This is a genomic window from Pseudomonas boreofloridensis (assembly GCF_030580795.1).
GTDB classification, from domain to species: domain Bacteria; phylum Pseudomonadota; class Gammaproteobacteria; order Pseudomonadales; family Pseudomonadaceae; genus Aquipseudomonas; species Aquipseudomonas boreofloridensis.
The window spans coordinates 152,771-169,026 of the sequence record NZ_JAUQOQ010000004.1 but is presented as its reverse complement, the minus strand read 5'-3'; the positions used below and the strand labels follow the sequence as shown (position 1 = coordinate 169,026).

14 protein-coding genes are annotated in these 16,256 nt (G+C 65.1%); 3 read left to right on the top strand and 11 right to left on the bottom strand.

The window, feature by feature from the left end:
• Positions 1-52 precede the first annotated feature (52 nt).
• Both Q6A47_RS06715 and plsB read right to left on the bottom strand, forming a co-directional pair.
• Entirely contained in the window at positions 53-739 is a 687-nt protein-coding gene (locus Q6A47_RS06715) for a DUF4197 domain-containing protein (protein WP_029614929.1), read from the bottom strand.
• A 91-nt stretch (positions 740-830) separates the two neighbouring features.
• Positions 831-3,308, bottom strand: a complete 2,478-nt coding sequence (plsB, locus tag Q6A47_RS06710; protein WP_304483648.1) for a glycerol-3-phosphate 1-O-acyltransferase PlsB — start codon at positions 3,306-3,308, stop codon at positions 831-833.
• A 231-nt stretch (positions 3,309-3,539) separates the two neighbouring features.
• Between plsB and Q6A47_RS06705 the strand changes: the two genes are divergently transcribed.
• The gene (locus tag Q6A47_RS06705) at positions 3,540-3,749 is read left to right on the top strand and encodes a cold-shock protein (RefSeq protein ID WP_029614930.1); all 210 of its coding nucleotides are present in this window, start codon (positions 3,540-3,542) and stop codon (positions 3,747-3,749) included.
• Positions 3,750-3,867: 118 nt separating this feature from the next.
• On the opposite strand, the gene Q6A47_RS06700 is transcribed toward Q6A47_RS06705, so the two are convergent.
• The 4 genes from Q6A47_RS06700 to Q6A47_RS06685 all read right to left on the bottom strand — a co-directional run bounded on the left by Q6A47_RS06700 (position 3,868) and on the right by Q6A47_RS06685 (position 8,920).
• Positions 3,868-4,242, bottom strand: a complete 375-nt coding sequence (locus Q6A47_RS06700) for a hypothetical protein (RefSeq protein WP_304483646.1) — start codon at positions 4,240-4,242, stop codon at positions 3,868-3,870.
• A 19-nt stretch (positions 4,243-4,261) separates the two neighbouring features.
• A complete protein-coding gene (locus tag Q6A47_RS06695) occupies positions 4,262-5,074 on the bottom strand; it encodes a putative RNA methyltransferase (RefSeq protein WP_295485711.1) in 813 nt (270 codons plus the stop codon).
• Positions 5,074-6,225 (bottom strand): succinyl-diaminopimelate desuccinylase, encoded by a 1,152-nt coding sequence (dapE, locus tag Q6A47_RS06690; RefSeq protein ID WP_039579616.1) that lies wholly within the window; start codon positions 6,223-6,225, stop codon positions 5,074-5,076. Before dapE ends, Q6A47_RS06695 begins: the two co-directional genes overlap by 1 nt.
• 103 nt (positions 6,226-6,328) lie before the next feature.
• A complete protein-coding gene (locus tag Q6A47_RS06685) occupies positions 6,329-8,920 on the bottom strand; it encodes a glycosyltransferase (RefSeq protein WP_304483643.1) in 2,592 nt (863 codons plus the stop codon).
• 235 nt (positions 8,921-9,155) lie between these two features.
• Between Q6A47_RS06685 and tcdA the strand changes: the two genes are divergently transcribed.
• Positions 9,156-9,965: a tRNA cyclic N6-threonylcarbamoyladenosine(37) synthase TcdA gene (tcdA, locus tag Q6A47_RS06680; protein ID WP_029614932.1), complete on the top strand. Its 810-nt coding sequence runs from the start codon at positions 9,156-9,158 to the stop codon at positions 9,963-9,965.
• 24 nt (positions 9,966-9,989) lie between these two features.
• On the opposite strand, the gene Q6A47_RS06675 is transcribed toward tcdA, so the two are convergent.
• From Q6A47_RS06675 to Q6A47_RS06660, 4 genes are all read right to left on the bottom strand, one after another.
• Positions 9,990-10,400, bottom strand: a complete 411-nt coding sequence (locus Q6A47_RS06675) for a SufE family protein (protein ID WP_304483642.1) — start codon at positions 10,398-10,400, stop codon at positions 9,990-9,992.
• Entirely contained in the window at positions 10,397-11,602 is a 1,206-nt protein-coding gene (locus Q6A47_RS06670; RefSeq protein ID WP_304483641.1) for a cysteine desulfurase, read from the bottom strand. Before Q6A47_RS06670 ends, Q6A47_RS06675 begins: the two co-directional genes overlap by 4 nt.
• A 96-nt stretch (positions 11,603-11,698) precedes the next feature.
• Entirely contained in the window at positions 11,699-12,733 is a 1,035-nt protein-coding gene (dapD, locus tag Q6A47_RS06665) for a 2,3,4,5-tetrahydropyridine-2,6-dicarboxylate N-succinyltransferase (RefSeq protein WP_039579608.1), read from the bottom strand.
• A 35-nt stretch (positions 12,734-12,768) separates the two neighbouring features.
• Positions 12,769-13,116, bottom strand: a complete 348-nt coding sequence (locus tag Q6A47_RS06660; protein ID WP_039579606.1) for an ArsC family reductase — start codon at positions 13,114-13,116, stop codon at positions 12,769-12,771.
• A 270-nt stretch (positions 13,117-13,386) separates the two neighbouring features.
• On the opposite strand from Q6A47_RS06660, the gene Q6A47_RS06655 reads away from it, so the two are divergent.
• Positions 13,387-15,033, top strand: coding sequence for a Na+/H+ antiporter (locus Q6A47_RS06655; RefSeq protein WP_304483639.1), 1,647 nt, complete (start codon positions 13,387-13,389; stop codon positions 15,031-15,033).
• Between the two features lie 9 nt (positions 15,034-15,042).
• Here Q6A47_RS06655 and dapC read toward each other — a convergent pair whose 3' ends face one another.
• Positions 15,043-16,242 (bottom strand): succinyldiaminopimelate transaminase, encoded by a 1,200-nt coding sequence (gene dapC / locus Q6A47_RS06650; protein WP_039579601.1) that lies wholly within the window; start codon positions 16,240-16,242, stop codon positions 15,043-15,045.
• Between the last annotated feature and the right edge of the window lie 14 nt (positions 16,243-16,256).

Below are 16,256 nucleotides of genomic sequence, written 5' to 3'. Positions count from 1 at the left end.
TGACTGGCGGTGTTTCGCGGGCAGGGCGCCCGCAAAGGGGATGCGGGGAAGCTCAGAGCGCGCCGAAGACCTTCTTGGCCAGGCTGGTGGCCGCTTGCGCAGGGTTCTGGCGGATGCTCTGCTCCTGCTTGCCGATCATCTCGAACAGACCGTCCAAGGCTTTTTCGGTCACGTAGTTCTCGATGTTGGCGTCGTCCTTGATCAGGCCCAGGCCTTTGGCCTGGCCGGCGAAGCTGTTGTACTGCTGGGCCAGGCCGACCTTGTCGGTGGCCTGCTTGACGATCGGCAGGAACTTGGCGCGGATCTGCTCGCGGCTGCTCTTGTCCAGATACTTCGTCGCCGCTTCGTCGCCGCCGCTGAGGATACCCTTGGCATCGGTCACGCTCATCTTCTTCACCGCGTCCACCAGAATCGCCTGGGCCTGCGGCACAGCGGCTTCGGCCGCCTTGTTCATGCTGGTTTCCAGAGCCTGGACCTGGTCGCCCTTGCCGAACATTTTCATGGCCTGAGCCGCCTTGCCGAGCTTGCCGGGCAACTCGATGCGCACATCGGGATTGTCACTGAAACCGCCGGGCGTGCTCAGTTGCTTGACGGCGATCTGCGCGCCTTGGGTCAGGGCGTCCTTGAGGCCGCCGGCCGCATCTTGCTGGGACAGGTTGCCCAGCGACAGGGCGAGGGCGCTGGCCGACAGCAGCAGACCGGCGCACAGGGTGGTCAAGCGCAGGGAGGAACGAATCATGAAGGCGTCCTTGAGGGCAGAAAGTGAATCGAACTCGGTGCAGCGGATCGGCTCCGATCCGCGCACCGATGGGCATCAGACCTGCACCCTATCACGCGACGGGGGTATCGTCCCGATGCAGCGCCACCTGGCGGATCGACAGGCGCAGCTCCGCCGACAGCACGCGCTTGGCCACCCCTTCGGACAGTTCGCCGAGCTTGTCGTGGTAGCCCAGCTTGCCGCTGTCGTCCGGTTGCAGTACGCCTTCGCTGACCAGGGTCTGGATGAAGTGACGGAACAGGGTTTTGTCGAAGAACTCCGGCGCATTGAGGCCGTGCAGGATCGACAAGCGCTGGGCCATCATCACGCATAGCGCTTCCAGTTCCTCGGCGTCCAGGCTGTGTTGGCCGCTGTTGAGCAGCAGCGAGGTGGCCATGTAGAAGCGTTGCAGGGTCTGGGTGATGGCGCGGGCCAGCAGGGTAAGCATCACGAACTGCCGCGAGCTCGGCGCCGGACGCAGGTACACCCCGTTCTCTTCGCGCAGCAGCCCCTGCTCCACCAGCGCAGCCAGCCATTGATCGATGGCTTCGTCGAGCGCTTCGGGTGTCCAGCGCAGGAACAGTTCGGCCTGCAGGTACGGATACAGCGCGTGCACGTACTGCCCGAGCAACTCACGGCTCATCCGTGCACTGCTGGTGAAGAAGCTCGCCAACAGCGCCGGCAGGGCGAAGATGTGCAGGATGTTGTTGCGGTAGTAGGTCATCAGCACCGCGTTGGCTTCGTCCAGGTACAGGATACGGCCCAGCGCGTCTTTCTGTTCGGACAGCAGCTCCATGCCTCTGACGTGCTCGATCAGCGTGCGACCGTCGCCCTCCGGCAGGGTGACGTGCGCGGAGTAGGGCACTTGACGCAGCAACGCCAGGTACAGGTCGAGCACGCGGATCAGCGCCCGCTCGTCCAGGGCCAGGCGGCTGGTCGACAGCAGCGCCAAGGCCACCAGGTTGACCGGATTGATCGCCGCCGCGCCGTTCAGGTGCTGGGCCACCTTCGCGCCCAGGTGCGTGGTGGTGTCGTTGAGCCAGGTCGGGCGGAACTGCGGCGCCAGGTCCTGTTCGCGCCACCCCGGTTGTTGCTGGTCGAGGAAGCCGTTCAGGTGAATGGGTTCGCCAAAATTGACGTAGACCTCGCCGAAGCGCTGCCGGAGCGCGCCGATGACCTTGAAGATGTCGAAGATCGACTCCTTCTTCTTGCTTGCCCCGCGCAACTCACCCAGGTAGGTGCGGCCTTCGAGCACGCGCTCGTAGCCGATGTACACCGGTACGAAGACGATCGGCGTGCGCGAGGAGCGCAGGAAGCTGCGCAGGGTGATCGCCAGCATGCCGGGGCGCGGCTGCAGCATGCGCCCGGTGCGCGAGCGTCCGCCCTCGACGAAGTACTCCACCGGGAAGCCCTTGGTGAACAGGGTGTGCAGGTACTCGTTGAAGACGGCGGTGTACAGCGGATTGCCCTTGAAGGTGCGGCGCATGAAGAAGGCGCCGCCACGGCGCAGCAGGCTGCCGATCACCGGCATGTTGAGGTTGATGCCCGCGGCGATGTGCGGGGGCGTCAGGCCGTTGCGGAACAGCAGGTAGGACAACAGCAGATAATCGATATGGCTGCGGTGACAGGGGACATAGATCACCTCATGGCCGGGGGCAAGTTCCTGCACCTGCTCGATGTGGTTGACCTTGATGCCGTCGTAGATCTTGTTCCAGAACCAGCTCAGCACCACTTCAAGGAAGCGAATCGCGGTGTAGGTATAGTCCGAGGCGATTTCGTTGCCATAGTGCAGGGCCTTGGCTTCGGCCTTGGCGTAGGGAATCTTCTCGCGCTCGGCCTCGTCGCTGATGGCTTGGCGAACCAGCGGGTCGTGGACCAGGCCCTTGACCAGATTGCGCCGGTGGGAAATATCCGGGCCGATGACCGCCGTGCGCAGATTGCGAAAATGCACCCGCATCACGCGCTGGGCCATGCGCACCGTGCGTTCATGGCCTTTGTTGTGCTGCACCAGTTCGCGCAGGTGGATGGGAGCGGAGAACTGCACGCGGGTCTTGCGTCCGAGGATGAGCACGGTCAGCAGCCGGCGCAAGCGCCCGGTAACTGCCCAACTGTCGGCAAACAGCAGTTTCCACGGGCTGTTCTCACTCGCGGGCGTCTGCCCCCAGAACACGCTGACCGGGATGATCTGCGCATCTTCCTCGGCGTGTTCGCTGAGGGTGGTCACCAGCCGTTGCAAGGTCGGCGGTGCGCCGCGCTTGTCCTGGCGACCGAGCCAGTCCGGGTCGGGGGTCAAGTAGAAGAACGCCGCAGGCTCGTGCAGCGGGCCGACGGCCACGGGCAGTACCGGGCGGGGCAGCCCCGCCTTGGTGCACTCGCGGTCGATCACCGCCAGGTCGGTGAGCGAGGGTGAAGGCAGGGCGTAGAACACCGGTCGGCTGCGGTCGAGGTTGAGCGTCAGCGAGGACTGGTTGATGGTCTCGGAACGCACCCACAGGTACAGGACGCGACGCAGGGCACCGAAAATCAGGCGGCGCAGGGGAGAACGGGTCATGGGGTGATTGCCCTGGGAAAATGTTTCAGGAGATATACCAGCAAGTTAGGCTGCCGTATCGGCATAAGTTCAGCAAAAATCGGCCATTTGAAGCCATGTCATAAAAATTTTTGTTATCCGACAGATACTCGGTCCGCACCTTGCAGGAAATTTCCGCAAGCTGCGTAGCCAGAGGAAGAAAATCCTCTGTCTGCACGGCAATCTTGAAAATAAAAATCCGGAGTGTTGCAGATGTCGTCTCGTGAGACTGGGAACGTAAAGTGGTTCAACGATGCCAAGGGCTTTGGCTTCATTCAGCGCGAGGGTGGAGCCGATGTCTTCGTCCACTACCGCGCCATCCGCGGTGAGGGTCACCGCACCCTGGTCGAGGGACAGCAGGTGGAATACTCCTTGGTGCAGGGCCAGAAAGGCCTGCAGGCCGAGGACGTCGTCGGCCTCTAAGCCAGCTACGAGTGGCGAGCGACAAGCTGCAAGCTATGCCAATACCGACTTAAGTTCACCGGTCTTGCCGCTTGAAGCTTGAAGCTCGCCGCTGCTTTCCTGAAGCGCGCCGCTGCTTTCACGTGCGCCAGGTGATTTCTTCTTCGCCGTCAGTGCTGATGCGGATCCAGCGGTCGGCGTCTTCTTCGCCGTCTTCTTCGGCCCAACTGCCCGGCGCGCAGCGCACTTCCACGTTGAGCGCGGCGAAGGCGGCGCGGGCGCAGGCGATGTCATCGACCCATGGGGTCTGATTGCTTTCCAGGTAGAGGCTGTTCCATTTCCCTACAGCCTTGGGTAACCAAGTGACCGGGATGTTACCGGCCATGCACTTGAAGGTCTGGCCTTTCTGCTTCCACTCGCTGCACGGGCCCAGGGCCTCGGTCAGCCAGGCGGCAATCTGCTTGTGATCGACGTCTGCGTCCTTGAGGTAGATTTCGATATCGGGTTGGCGCATTTCAGGGCTCCTGGTGTGCTCAGTCTTGGCGCACAAAATAGTCATAACGCATGGATACCGTGACCTCGAGTGGCGCGGGCTGCTCGATCACGCGACTGCGCTTTTCGGCGCTGGCGCGCCAGCCGTGCGGGGTCATGGCCAACAGGTCGGCACGGGCTTGGGCTTCGGGCAAGGTCAGGGTGAATTCCAGGACCTCGCCGTGGGCGTGCTGCATGCCTGCTGGCACCAGAGCCAGGTGCTTGTCGTCGGCGTAAGGGCGCACTTCATCGTAGAGCAGGCGACGCAGTTCCATCAGGTGGCCGTTGGTCGGCCCCACGCGCATCAGTCCGCCGCCCGGCGCCAGCAGGCGTTTCGCTTCCCGCCAGTCCAAGGGGCTGAAGACGCTGGCGATGAAGTCGCAGCTGGCATCGGCCATGGGCACACGGGCCATACTGGCGACCATCCAGGTGAGCTGCGGGGCGCGCCGGCACGCACGCTTGACCGCCTCCCGGGAAATGTCCAGGGCGTAGCCGTCGGCGGCAGGGAGCGCCTCGGCGATTCGTGCGGTGTAGTAGCCTTCGCCACAGCCGATGTCGAGCCACGCGCCGGGTGTGCGTTCGGCAGCCAGTTGCGCCAGTCGCGCGGCCACCGGCGCGTAGTGGCCGGCGTCGAGGAAATCGCGGCGGGCCTGGACCATGGCCTGGTTGTCGCCCGGGTCACGGCTGTTCTTGTGCTGCACCGGCAGCAGGTTCAGGTAGCCCTGGCGAGCGCGGTCGAAACGGTGGCCGGCCGCACAGGCCACGCCGTTGTCGAGCTGCGCCAGTGGCGCCTGGCAGAGGGGGCAGGCCAGCATCAGGCGAGCAACCGCACCAGGGTCTGGTAGTAGATTTCCGTCAACAGGTCCAGGTCACTGGCCAGGATGCGCTCGTCCACTTGGTGGATGGTGGCGTTGACCGGCCCCAGCTCGACCACCTGGGTGCCCAGGGTGGCGATGAAACGGCCATCGGAGGTGCCGCCGCTGGTCGAAGGCTGGGTGTCACGGCCGGTGACGGCCTTGATGCTCGACGACACCGCATCGAGCAACTCGCCCGGCTCGGTGAGAAACGGCAGGCCCGAGAGTGCCCAGTCGATCGACCAGTCCAACTGGTGCTTGTCGAGGATCGCCGCCACGCGCTGCTGCAGGCCTTCTACGGTCGACTCGGTGGAGAAGCGGAAGTTGAACAGCGCGGTCAATTCGCCCGGCACGACATTGGTAGCGCCGGTGCCGGCATTGAGGTTGGAGATCTGGAAGCTGGTCGGCGGGAAAAAGGCATTGCCCTGGTCCCAATGCTCGGCCGCCAGCTCGGCCAGCGCGGGGGCCGCCAGGTGGATCGGGTTGCGCGCCAGGTGTGGATAGGCAACGTGGCCCTGTTTGCCGCGCACGGTGAGGTGCGCCCCGAGCGAGCCGCGCCGGCCGTTCTTCACCACATCGCCGAGCAGGGACGTGCTCGAGGGTTCGCCGACGATGCACCAGTCCAAACGCTGCTGGCGTGCCTTGAGGCGCTCGACCACAGCCTTGGTGCCATGATGCGCCGGCCCTTCTTCGTCGCTGGTGATCAGGAACGTGACCTGCCCGCGGTGATCGGGATAGTCGCGCACGAAGCGTTCGCTGGCGACCACCATCGAGGCCAGGCTGCCCTTCATGTCGGCGGCGCCGCGGCCGCAGAGCATGCCGTCGGCATCGATCAGCGCGTCGAAGGGCTCATGCTGCCATTGCTGCACGGGGCCTGTGGGCACCACGTCGGTGTGACCGGCGAAGCACAGCACCGGACCGTCCTGCTGGCCGTGACTGGCCCAGAAGTTGTCGACATCTTCGATGCGCATCGGCTCGAGCTGGAAGCCGACCGCGCCCAGGCGATTCATCATCTGGGTCTGACAGTCGGCATCGACCGGCGTCACCGAGGGGCGGCGGATCAGGTCGCAGGCCAGTTGAAGGGTAGGCGAGAGCTCGGCTGGGGCCGTCATGGAGAACTCCGGGGGCAAGGCAAGGCGAAAAATCTGGGGGCGTTATCTTATATCAAACGGGCCGGCGCAGGGGACGCGATGCACCCCTGCGCTGCACAGGGCCTCAAGCCTGCTGCGGCTCGACCGCGGCGTGCGCCGGTTTGGGCAGCGAGGACAGGAAAGCCATTATCAAGGCCGCCAGGTACGGCAGCGACTGCACCAGCAGCATCGCCACCCAGAAGCGCATGTCGGAACTGGGCAGGCCTTGCACCAGGCAGATGCCGGCCGCCGCACTCCACAGCAAGAGCATGATGAACAGCTCTTCGCGGGCTTCGGAGATGGCCACCAGCAGACCATGGCTGTCGGCATTCTTTGGTGTGCGGAAGAACGGCATGCTGCTGGTGAAGAAGCCATAGAGCACCGCCTTGGCGATGGTGTGCGACAGCGCCAGGCCCGCCAGGGCGGCGGCGAAGGCATCGCGCAGGTCCACCCCCACCGCGCGGCGGTAGAGGAAGATGATCTTGCCGACCTTGAAGAAGAACAGCGCCAGCGGCGGGATGGCGAAAATCATCAGCGGCGGATCGACGCGGTGCGGCACGATGATCATCGCCGCCGACCACAACAGCGCCCCGACGGTGAAGAAGATGTTCATGCCATCGGCCACCCAGGGCAGCCATCCGGCGAGGAAATGGTAGCGCTGGCCACGGGTCAGTTCGCTGCCCTTGCCGCGCAGCAGGGCGCCGGCATGATGCTTGATGATCTGGATGGCGCCATAGGCCCAGCGGAAGCGCTGTTTCTTGAAATCGATGAAGGTGTCGGGCATCAAGCCCTTGCCGTAGCTGTTGTGGGCATAGGCGGCCGACAAGCCTTTCTCGAACACCCGCAGGCCGAGTTCGGCGTCTTCGCAGATGCACCATTCGGCCCAGCCCAGTTCCTCCAGCACACTACGCCGGGTCATGGTCATGGTGCCGTGCTGGATGATCGCGTCACGGTCGTTGCGAGTGACCATGCCGATGTGGAAGAAGCCCTTGTATTCGCTGTAGCACAGCTTCTTGAAAGCGCTTTCGTGCTGGTCGCGGTAGTCCTGGGGGGACTGCACCACGGCGATCTTCGGATCGGCGAAGTGCGGCACCATGTGCTTGAGCCAGTTGCGATCCACGCAGTAGTCCGAGTCGATCACCGCGATCACCTCGGCATCCTTGGCCGTGTGCGGGATCAGGTAGTTCAGTGCACCGCCCTTGAAGCCGGCCAGCGGCGCGACGTGGAAGAAGCGGAAGCGCTCGCCGAGTTTTTCGCAGTGGGCCTTGAGCGGCTCCCAGACCGCAGGGTCCTTGGTGTTGTTGTCGATCACCAGCACTTCGTAGTCCGGGTAGTCGAGGGCGGCGAGGGCGTCGAGGGTCTGCTTGACCATCTCCGGTGGCTCGTTGTAGCAGGGCACGTGCACCGACACCTTGGGCCGGTAGGCGGTGTCGCCTTGTACCGGCAGGAATTCCCTTCGTCGTTTGTGAGTCCAGACCGCTTCGGCCAGCTCATGGGCCTCGGTGAGCAGCACGATGAACACGCCGATGGCGCCCAGGGCCAGTAACACGCCCACTGTCAGGCTGAACCAGGTGCTGTATTGCTGGCTGTAGTCATAGGCGATCCACACCAGCACCGAGCCGCACAGGAAGGTGATGAAGGTGAGGAACGTGCGACCGCGCTGACGCAACGCCGAGCCGTCGATCAGCAGCACGGCCAGGGCGATCATCGCCAACACCACCGAGGCTACCGCCAAGGCGCGCCATTGCGGGATGGCCACCACGGGCCCCTCGAAGTTGAATTTCTGCTGGCGCTCGGCGTTGAACACGCCCCAGTAGGCGCCGACCGAGCCTTCGTCGCTGGCTTTCCAGGGCTGGTCATAGGCTTCGATCACGAAGTAGTTGAAGCCGCGGCGGTTCAGGGTGTTGACCAGGGTTCGCAGGTAGATCGCCTGATCCGCCTGGGTGGCATCGGCGCCGCCACGCATGCGGCCGTTGCTCGGCCAGCCCACTTCCGACAGCAGCAGGGGCTTGCGGGGGAACTGATGACGCAGGTCGCGGGCGCGGTCCAGGACAAACTGCACCGAGTCGCTCATCGGCACGAACTCCCAGTACGGCAGGATGTGCGCGGCGATCAGGTCGACATGCTTGGCCAGCTCAGGGTGCGCCTTCCAGATGTGCCACTGTTCGCTGGTCGTCACGGGCACCTTCACCGCCGCGCGCACGCGGTCCAGGTACTGGATCAGCGCCTCGGGGGTGATCTCTTCGCGGAACAGCGCTTCGTTGCCTACCACTACCCGCACCACGCTGCGCGAGCTGTTGGCCAAGCCGATGGCTTTCTCGATCTCGCGTTCGTTGCGCTCCAGGTCGGTGCTGATCCAGATGCCCAGGGTCACGCGCAGGCCCAGTTCTTCGGCCAGGTGCGGAATCTCGGCCTGGGTACCCTCGACGGTATAGATACGGATGTTGTCGGTGAACTTGCTCAGTTGCTCCAGGTCCTGGCGCATCTCGTCTTCACTGGGGTATTGGCCCTTCTGCGGGCTCTCCCCGAGGCGGAAGGGTGAATAGGAGAAACCAGAGATCTGTTCCGGCCAGGCCGGCGCCGATACCGGGCGATTGATCAGCGCCCAGAAGCCGGTGAACAGCGCGGCGATGGCCAGGACGATCACCAGGTTGAGACCGAATTTGCGTGATGACATAAGTGCGTGAGCTTCCAGGCAAGGTGCAGGCAAGAGCCAGGGCGAATCCAGGTTCGAGTGTGGGCGGTGCAGAAACAGCCCCGAGCCGGCCACAGCCGACTTACGATTGGACATTAAAGCAGGATTGACAGGCTCTTTCCTAATGCCGGGTTGCCGGGGACGCATCGCGTCGACAAGACCTGGCTGACGGGCGCGCATGGCCTATAATGCGCCCCGGTTTTTTCGGGGTAGCAGCATGAGCACAGAAGATCCACGCTTCGCCGGCGTCGCCCGGCTGTATGGCGACGAAGGGCTGCAGCGCCTGCGCCAGGCCCACGTGGCCGTGGTCGGCATCGGCGGCGTCGGCTCCTGGGCGGCGGAGGCGCTGGCCCGCAGTGGCGTCGGCGAAATCAGCCTGTTCGACCTGGACGACGTCTGCGTCAGCAACACCAACCGTCAGGCCCATGCTCTGGAGGGCCAGGTGGGGCGGCCGAAGGTCGAGGTCATGGCCGAGCGTCTGCGCGCCATCGATCCGGCTTGTACGGTGCATGCGGTGGCTGACTTCGTCACCCGAGAGACCCTGCTCGAACACATCACCGAAGACCTGGACTGCGTGATCGACTGCATCGACAGCGTGCAGGCCAAGGCGGCGCTGATCGCCTGGTGCCGGCGGCGCAAGATTGCCATCGTCACCACCGGTGGTGCAGGCGGGCAGATCGATCCGACGCAGATCCAGATCGGCGACCTCAACAAGACCTTCAACGATCCCCTGGCTTCGCGGGTGCGTTCCACCCTGCGCCGCGACTACAACTTTTCGCGCAATGTCAGCCGCAACTATGGCGTGCCCTGCGTGTTCTCCAGCGAGCAACTGCGTTACCCCAAGGGTGATGGCAGCGTGTGCCTGCAAAAGAGCTTCGTCGGCGACGGCGTACGCCTGAACTGTGCCGGCGGCTTCGGCGCGGTGATGATGGTGACCGCGACCTTCGCCATGGTGGCGGTCAGCAAGGCCGTGGAAAAGCTGGTGGCCGGTGCTCGACGGCCGTCGGAGCGGACCAAGCCCGACTGACCGTTGCGGTGCGCGTAGTGCGCCTCAGGCGTGGGCGCTCAGTTCGGCCATGCGCTGCAACACGGCATACAGCCCGTTGCTGCGCGAGGGCGACAGTTGGCGTTCCAGGCCCAGTTGGGTGAACCACGCGCGCAGGTCCACGTCGGCCAGCGCGTGGTTGCCAAGGCCTTGTACGCGCGCCAGCAGCAAGGCCAGCAGGCCGCGCAACAGGCGGGCGTCGCTGCTGGCCTTGAATTGCCAGCGGTCGTCGACGCGCTCGGCCACCAGCCACACCCGGCTTTCGCAGCCATGCACGCGGTTGGCCTCGACCTTGTGCTCATCGTCCAAGGGTTGCAGCCGATCGCCCCACTGCATCAGCAGCCTGGCACGCTGCTCCCAGCCTTGGCTGCGGGTGAACGCTTCGAGTGCCTCATGGGCCTGTTGCGGCAGACTCATCGCAGCAACTCCAGGCCTTGATCGAGGGCGTCGAAGAAGCGCTGCAGGTCGTCGCTGTCGTTGTACAGCGCCAGTGACACCCGAATCGCGCCTTCCAGTCCCATGCTTTTCAACAGCGGCATGGCGCAGTGATGCCCGGCACGCACGGCGATACCTTGTTCGGTGAGCAGATGGGCGATATCGGCGTTATGCACGCCCTCCACGACGAAACTCGCCAGGGCGACCTGCGGGCTGGCCAGCAGGCGGACACCGTCACGTTCGGTCAGGCCGCGCAGCAGGTGCCGGTGCAGCAGGCCTTCATGGGCGGCCACTGCGGCGGGGTCGAGAGCGCAAAGGTAATCGAGGGACGCGCCCAGCCCGATCACCCCGGCGATCGGCGGGGTGCCGGCTTCGAAGCCCAGTGGCGCCGGGCGGAAACTGGCCTGGTCGTAGTCGGCCACCTGCACCATCTCACCGCCGAATTGCCAATGGCGTACTTGGCGCAAGGCCTCGGTGCGGCCGTAGAGCACGCCGACGCCATCGGGGCCGTAGAGCTTGTGGCTGGAGAATACGTAGAAATCGCAGCCCAGTTGCTGGACGTCGTGACGGCCGTGGACCACCCCTTGAGCGCCGTCGACCACGCTCAACGCACCTTGGGCGCGGGCATGTGCCAGCAGAGCCGGCAGCGGTTGCCAGGTACCGAGTACGTTGGACAACTGGCTGACCGCGAGCAGGCGGGTGCGCGGGCCGATCAGTTGCAGTGCCTGGTTCAGGTCGATCTGGCCTTGGGCGTCCAGCGGCAGGACCACCAAACGCAGGTTGCGACGCTGCGCCAGTTGCTGCCAGGGCAGCAGATTGGCGTGGTGTTCCAGTGCACTGACGGCGATTTCGTCACCCGGCTGCAGGCCATGCTCCAGACCGTAGGCCAGCAGATTGAGCGCGGAGGTGGCGCCGTGGGTGAAGATGATCTGCCCGGCATCGCCCGTATTGAGCCAGGCAGCGACCTTGGCCCGGCTGGACTCGAATGCCTGGGTCGCCAGGGCGCCCGGCAGGTGTTGGGCACGATGAACGTTGGCGGCGCCCTGGGTGTAGTAATGGCTCATGGCGTCGAGCAGCGCCTGGGGCTTTTGCGTGGTGGCAGCGCTGTCCAGGTAGGTCTGGTGCTGGCGTTGCAGGGCGGCGATGGCGGGAAAATCGGCACGCCAGGGGGAGGGCTGGAACATGAGTGCGGGGCCTGGAATGAAAATCGGGTCTGACAGCAATTGCCAGACCCGATCTTAGCACTTCGAACCGCTGGGGGTGGGCGCGCGGCCTGCCACTCAGTTGTGTGCGTGCAGTGCCTCGTTCAGCTCGATCGCCGACTTGTGGGTTTTGCACTCCACGGCGCCGTTGAGCGAGTTGCGGCGGAAAAGCAGGTCGGTTTGCCCAGCCAGGTCACGGGCCTTGACCACCTTGACCAGCTCATTGTGTTCATCCAGCAGGTTCACTTTGGTGCCTGCGGTGATGTACAGACCGGCTTCGACGGTGTTGCGGTCGCCCAGCGGGATACCGATGCCGGCGTTGGCGCCGATCAGGCAGCCTTCGCCGACCTTGATGACGATGTTGCCGCCGCCGGAGAGGGTGCCCATGGTCGAGCAGCCGCCGCCCAGGTCCGAGCCCTTGCCGACGAACACACCGGCCGACACGCGGCCTTCGATCATGCCCGGGCCTTCGGTGCCGGCGTTAAAGTTGACGAAGCCTTCGTGCATGATGGTGGTGCCTTCGCCAATGTAGGCGCCCAGGCGCACGCGGGCGGTGTCGGCGATGCGCACGCCGCTCGGCACCACGTAGTCGGTCATCTTCGGGAACTTGTCCACCGAGATGACTTCCAGCAGTTCGCCTTTCAGGCGTGCTTCGAGTTGCTGCTCGGCCAGTTCGCTCAGGTCGATGGCGCCCAGGTTGGTCCAGGCGACGTTCGGCAGCAGCGGGAAGATGCCGGCCAGGGAAACGCCATGCGGCTTGACCAGGCGATGCGACAGCAGGTGCAGCTTGAGGTACGCCTCGGGGGTGGAGGTGAGCGCGGCGTCTTCGGCGATCAGCGTCGCCACCAGCGGCTTGTGGCTTTCGGCCAGGCGGGTCAGCAATGCATGCTGGTTGGCGTCCACGCTTTTTACGGCGTCAGCCAGTTGCGCGGCCTGGGCCGGGCTGAAGGCGATGGCCTGGTTGCCACCCTCGTAGCCGAGGATCGGGCTGATGGCGGCGACCAGTTCGGCGCTCGGTGCGACCAATGGCTGTGCGTAGAAGACTTCCAGCCAGGTGCCCTGGCGGTTCTGGGTGCCGACACCGAAGGCCAGGCTGAACAAAGTGGTGGACATGCAATTACCTCGTACGAAAAGGGTATGGAGCGAATTCAGGTGAGGGCTGCGGCGTACTGGTCCGGCTTGAAGCCGACCAGCGTGCGCTCGCCCAGATCGAGCACCGGACGCTTGATCATCGACGGTTGCGCCAGCATCAGCTGGACGGCCTTGGCCTGATCCAGATCGGCCTTGCTGGCGTCGTCGAGTTTGCGAAAGGTGGTGCCAGCGCGGTTGAGCACGACCTGCCAGCCATGCTCGTCGCACCAGCGCTCTAGGCTGTCACGGTCGATGCCTTGGGTCTTGTAGTCGTGGAAGGCGTAGTCGATGGCCTGTTCGTCAAGCCAGGTACGGGCCTTCTTCATGGTGTCGCAGGCTTTGATGCCGTAGAGAGTGTATGCCATTGAATGCCTGGGCCGTCGGCGCTGGCCGAGCCGACCCTATACTCCTCGAAGAATGGGTGGGGCGATTATGCGGGATCGATGCCGAGGGCGCCACGGCTGGCTGCCCTGTGCTTTGGAACCCTTTATGTCATGTCCGGTCGAGTAGCATGGGCCATAGCGCGCCATGCGCCTGCGACCATCGTTCAGCGGCAGCGCTGGCCGCGAGCCGGTAACATCGGCCATGGCCGATCCGTTGGTCAGTTCTTCACCCCGCAGTCAGGAAACCTTGCGATGCAATCAGCCTATACCGTCCTCATCCTGCTGATGCTGGTGAGCGTTTCCAAGTTGCTCGGGCGCCTGTTGCCGCTGCCGCTGCCGTTGGTGCAGATCGGCGCCGGAGCGCTGCTGGCCTGGCCGACCCTGGGCCTGCATGTGGCCCTCGATCCCGAGCTGTTCCTGTTTCTGTTCCTGCCCCCGCTGCTGTTCGCCGACGGCTGGCGCATGCCCAAGCGCGAGCTGTGGCGCCTGCGCGGGCCGGTGGTGGGGCTGGCGGTCGGGCTGGTGCTGTTCACCGTGGTGGGCGCGGGCTACTTCATCAACTGGATCCTGCCAAGCATTCCATTGCCTGTGGCCTTCGCCTTGGCCGCCGTGCTGTCGCCCACCGACGCCGTGGCCGTCTCGGCGATCACCCAGGACCGTCTGCCCAAGCCGCTGATGCACATGCTCCAGGGCGAGGCCTTGATGAACGACGCTTCGGGCCTGGTGACCTTCAAGTTCGCCCTGGCGGCGGCCATCACCGGCGTGTTTTCCCTGGCTGACGCCAGCCTGAGCTTCGTCCTGGTGGCCATCGGCGGGCTGGCGGCGGGCGTTGCGCTGAGCTGGCTGGTGGGGCGCTTGCGCGCCTGGATGATCGCCCGTGGCTGGGACGATCCGGCGACCCACGTGGTGTTCATGCTGCTGTTGCCCTTCGCGGCCTATGTGCTGGCCGAGCGCCTGGGCGTGTCGGGTATTCTGTCGGCGGTGGCGGCGGGCATGATGCAGAGCTGGCTCGACCTGCTGCCGCGCCAGACCAGTACACGCCTGCTCAACCGCAGTGTCTGGTCGCTGCTGGAATTCGCCTTCAATGGCTTGATCTTCCTGCTGCTGGGCTTGCAACTGCCGGACATCATCAAGGCGGTCGTCAGCCACGAAACGTCGCTGTGGCCAACCTTGGCCTGGCGTTGCCTGGACGTGGTGGCGATCTTCGTGGCGCTGGTGCTGCTGCGTTACATCTGGGTGCAGAGCGTCTGGCGCGCCATCGGCGCGGTGCGGCGCTGGCGTGGCAAGCCGGCCTTGGTGATGGTGCCCAGTGCACGCTCCTGCTGGCTGTTGACCCTCGGCGGCGTGCGCGGTGCGGTGACCTTGGCCGGTGTCATGTCGGTGCCGCTGCTGATCAGTGCCGGCCAGCCTTTCCCCGAGCGCGACCTGCTGATCTTCATTGCCGCCGGCGTGATCTTGCTGTCGCTGGTCAGTGCCTGCATCGCGCTGCCGCTGCTGTTGCGCGGTGTCACGCTGAGCCCCGACGAGCGCCTGCATGAGGAGGTGAAGGAGGCGTGGCGACGCACCGCCGAGGCCGCTGTGCATGCGCTGGAGGCCGAGGATGTGGTGGACGCCGGTGCCGAGCAGGACGCGGCCCTGGCCACCCAGGCCGTCGAGCTCAAGGCACGGCTGATGGCCGAGTACCGCGACCAGTTGAAAAGCTACAGTGACACGGCCGAAGCCCGCGCCCTGGCCGAGCAGATGGACCTGCTGGAGCGCCGCCTGCGCCTGCGCGCGTTGCGCGCTCAGCGCCTGGAGCTTTACAGCCTGCATCGCCAGCACCTGGTCGGCGATGAAGTGGTGCGTCAGGTGCTGGGCGAGTTGGACATGAGTGAGGCGAATCTGGGAACGGTGCGCTAGCGCAGCATTTCAGCCGCGAGCCTGGAGAAACGCGCGGATCCGCTGCGCCGCCTCGATGCACTCGGCCAGCGGTGCCACCAGCGCCATGCGCACGCGCCCGGCTCCAGGGTTGACGCCGTCCACGTCACGGGACAGATAGGAACCCGGCACTACGGTCACGTGCTCGGCCTGGAACAGGTCGCGGGTGAAGTCGGCATCGCAGCCCGGCACCTTGGCCCACAGGTAGAAGCTGCCATCGGGGCGCTGGACATCCATCACCGGCTGCAGAATCTGCAGCACCGCTTCGTACTTGGCGCGGTACTGGTCGCGGTTGGCACGCACATGGGCTTCGTCCTGCCAGGCGGCGATGCTGGCCAGTTGGGTCTGCACCGGCATGGCGCAGCCATGGTAGGTCCGGTACAGCAGGAAGGGCTTGATGATCTCGGCGTCGCCCGCCACGAAGCCTGAGCGCAGCCCTGGCAGGTTGGAGCGCTTGGACAGGCTGTGGAACACCACGCAACGCTTGAAGTCGTTGCGACCCAACTCCGCGCAGGCGCTGAGCAGACCCGGTGGCGGCGCCTCTTCGTCGAAGTACAGCTCGCTGTAGCATTCGTCGGCGGCGATCACGAAGTCATGCTCGTCGGCCAGCGCGATCAACTGCTTGAGGGTATCCATCGGCACCAGTGCGCCGGTCGGGTTGCCCGGCGAGCACAGGAACAGGATCTGGCAACGCTGCCACACCTCGGCTGGCACGGCGCCGAAGTCCGGGTTGAACCCGTTGCTTTCCAGGCACGGCAAGTAGTGCGGGGTGGCTCCGGCCAGCAACGCTGCGCCTTCGTAGATCTGATAGAAGGGGTTGGGGCTGACCACCAGGCCGTCGTCAGCCCGGTTCACCACCGCCTGGGTGAAGGCGAACAGTGCTTCGCGGGTGCCGTTGACCGGCAGGATGTGCCGCTCGGCGTCCAGCCAGCCAGCCGGTACGCCGAAGCGCCGCTCGCACCATTGGCCGATGGCCTGGCGTAGGGCGGGCAGGCCCAGGGTGCTGGGGTAGACCGCGAGCTTGTCAAGGTTGTCGGCCAGGGCCTTGGCGACGAACGCCGGGGATTCGTGCTTCGGCTCACCGATCGACAGGGCGATGGCGCGTTTGTCCGCCGCAGGCTTCACGCTGCCCAGCAGGGCGCGCAGCTTTTCGAAGGGGTAGGGCTGAAGCTGGGTCAAGGCATGGTTCATCGGCGCAAGGTCTC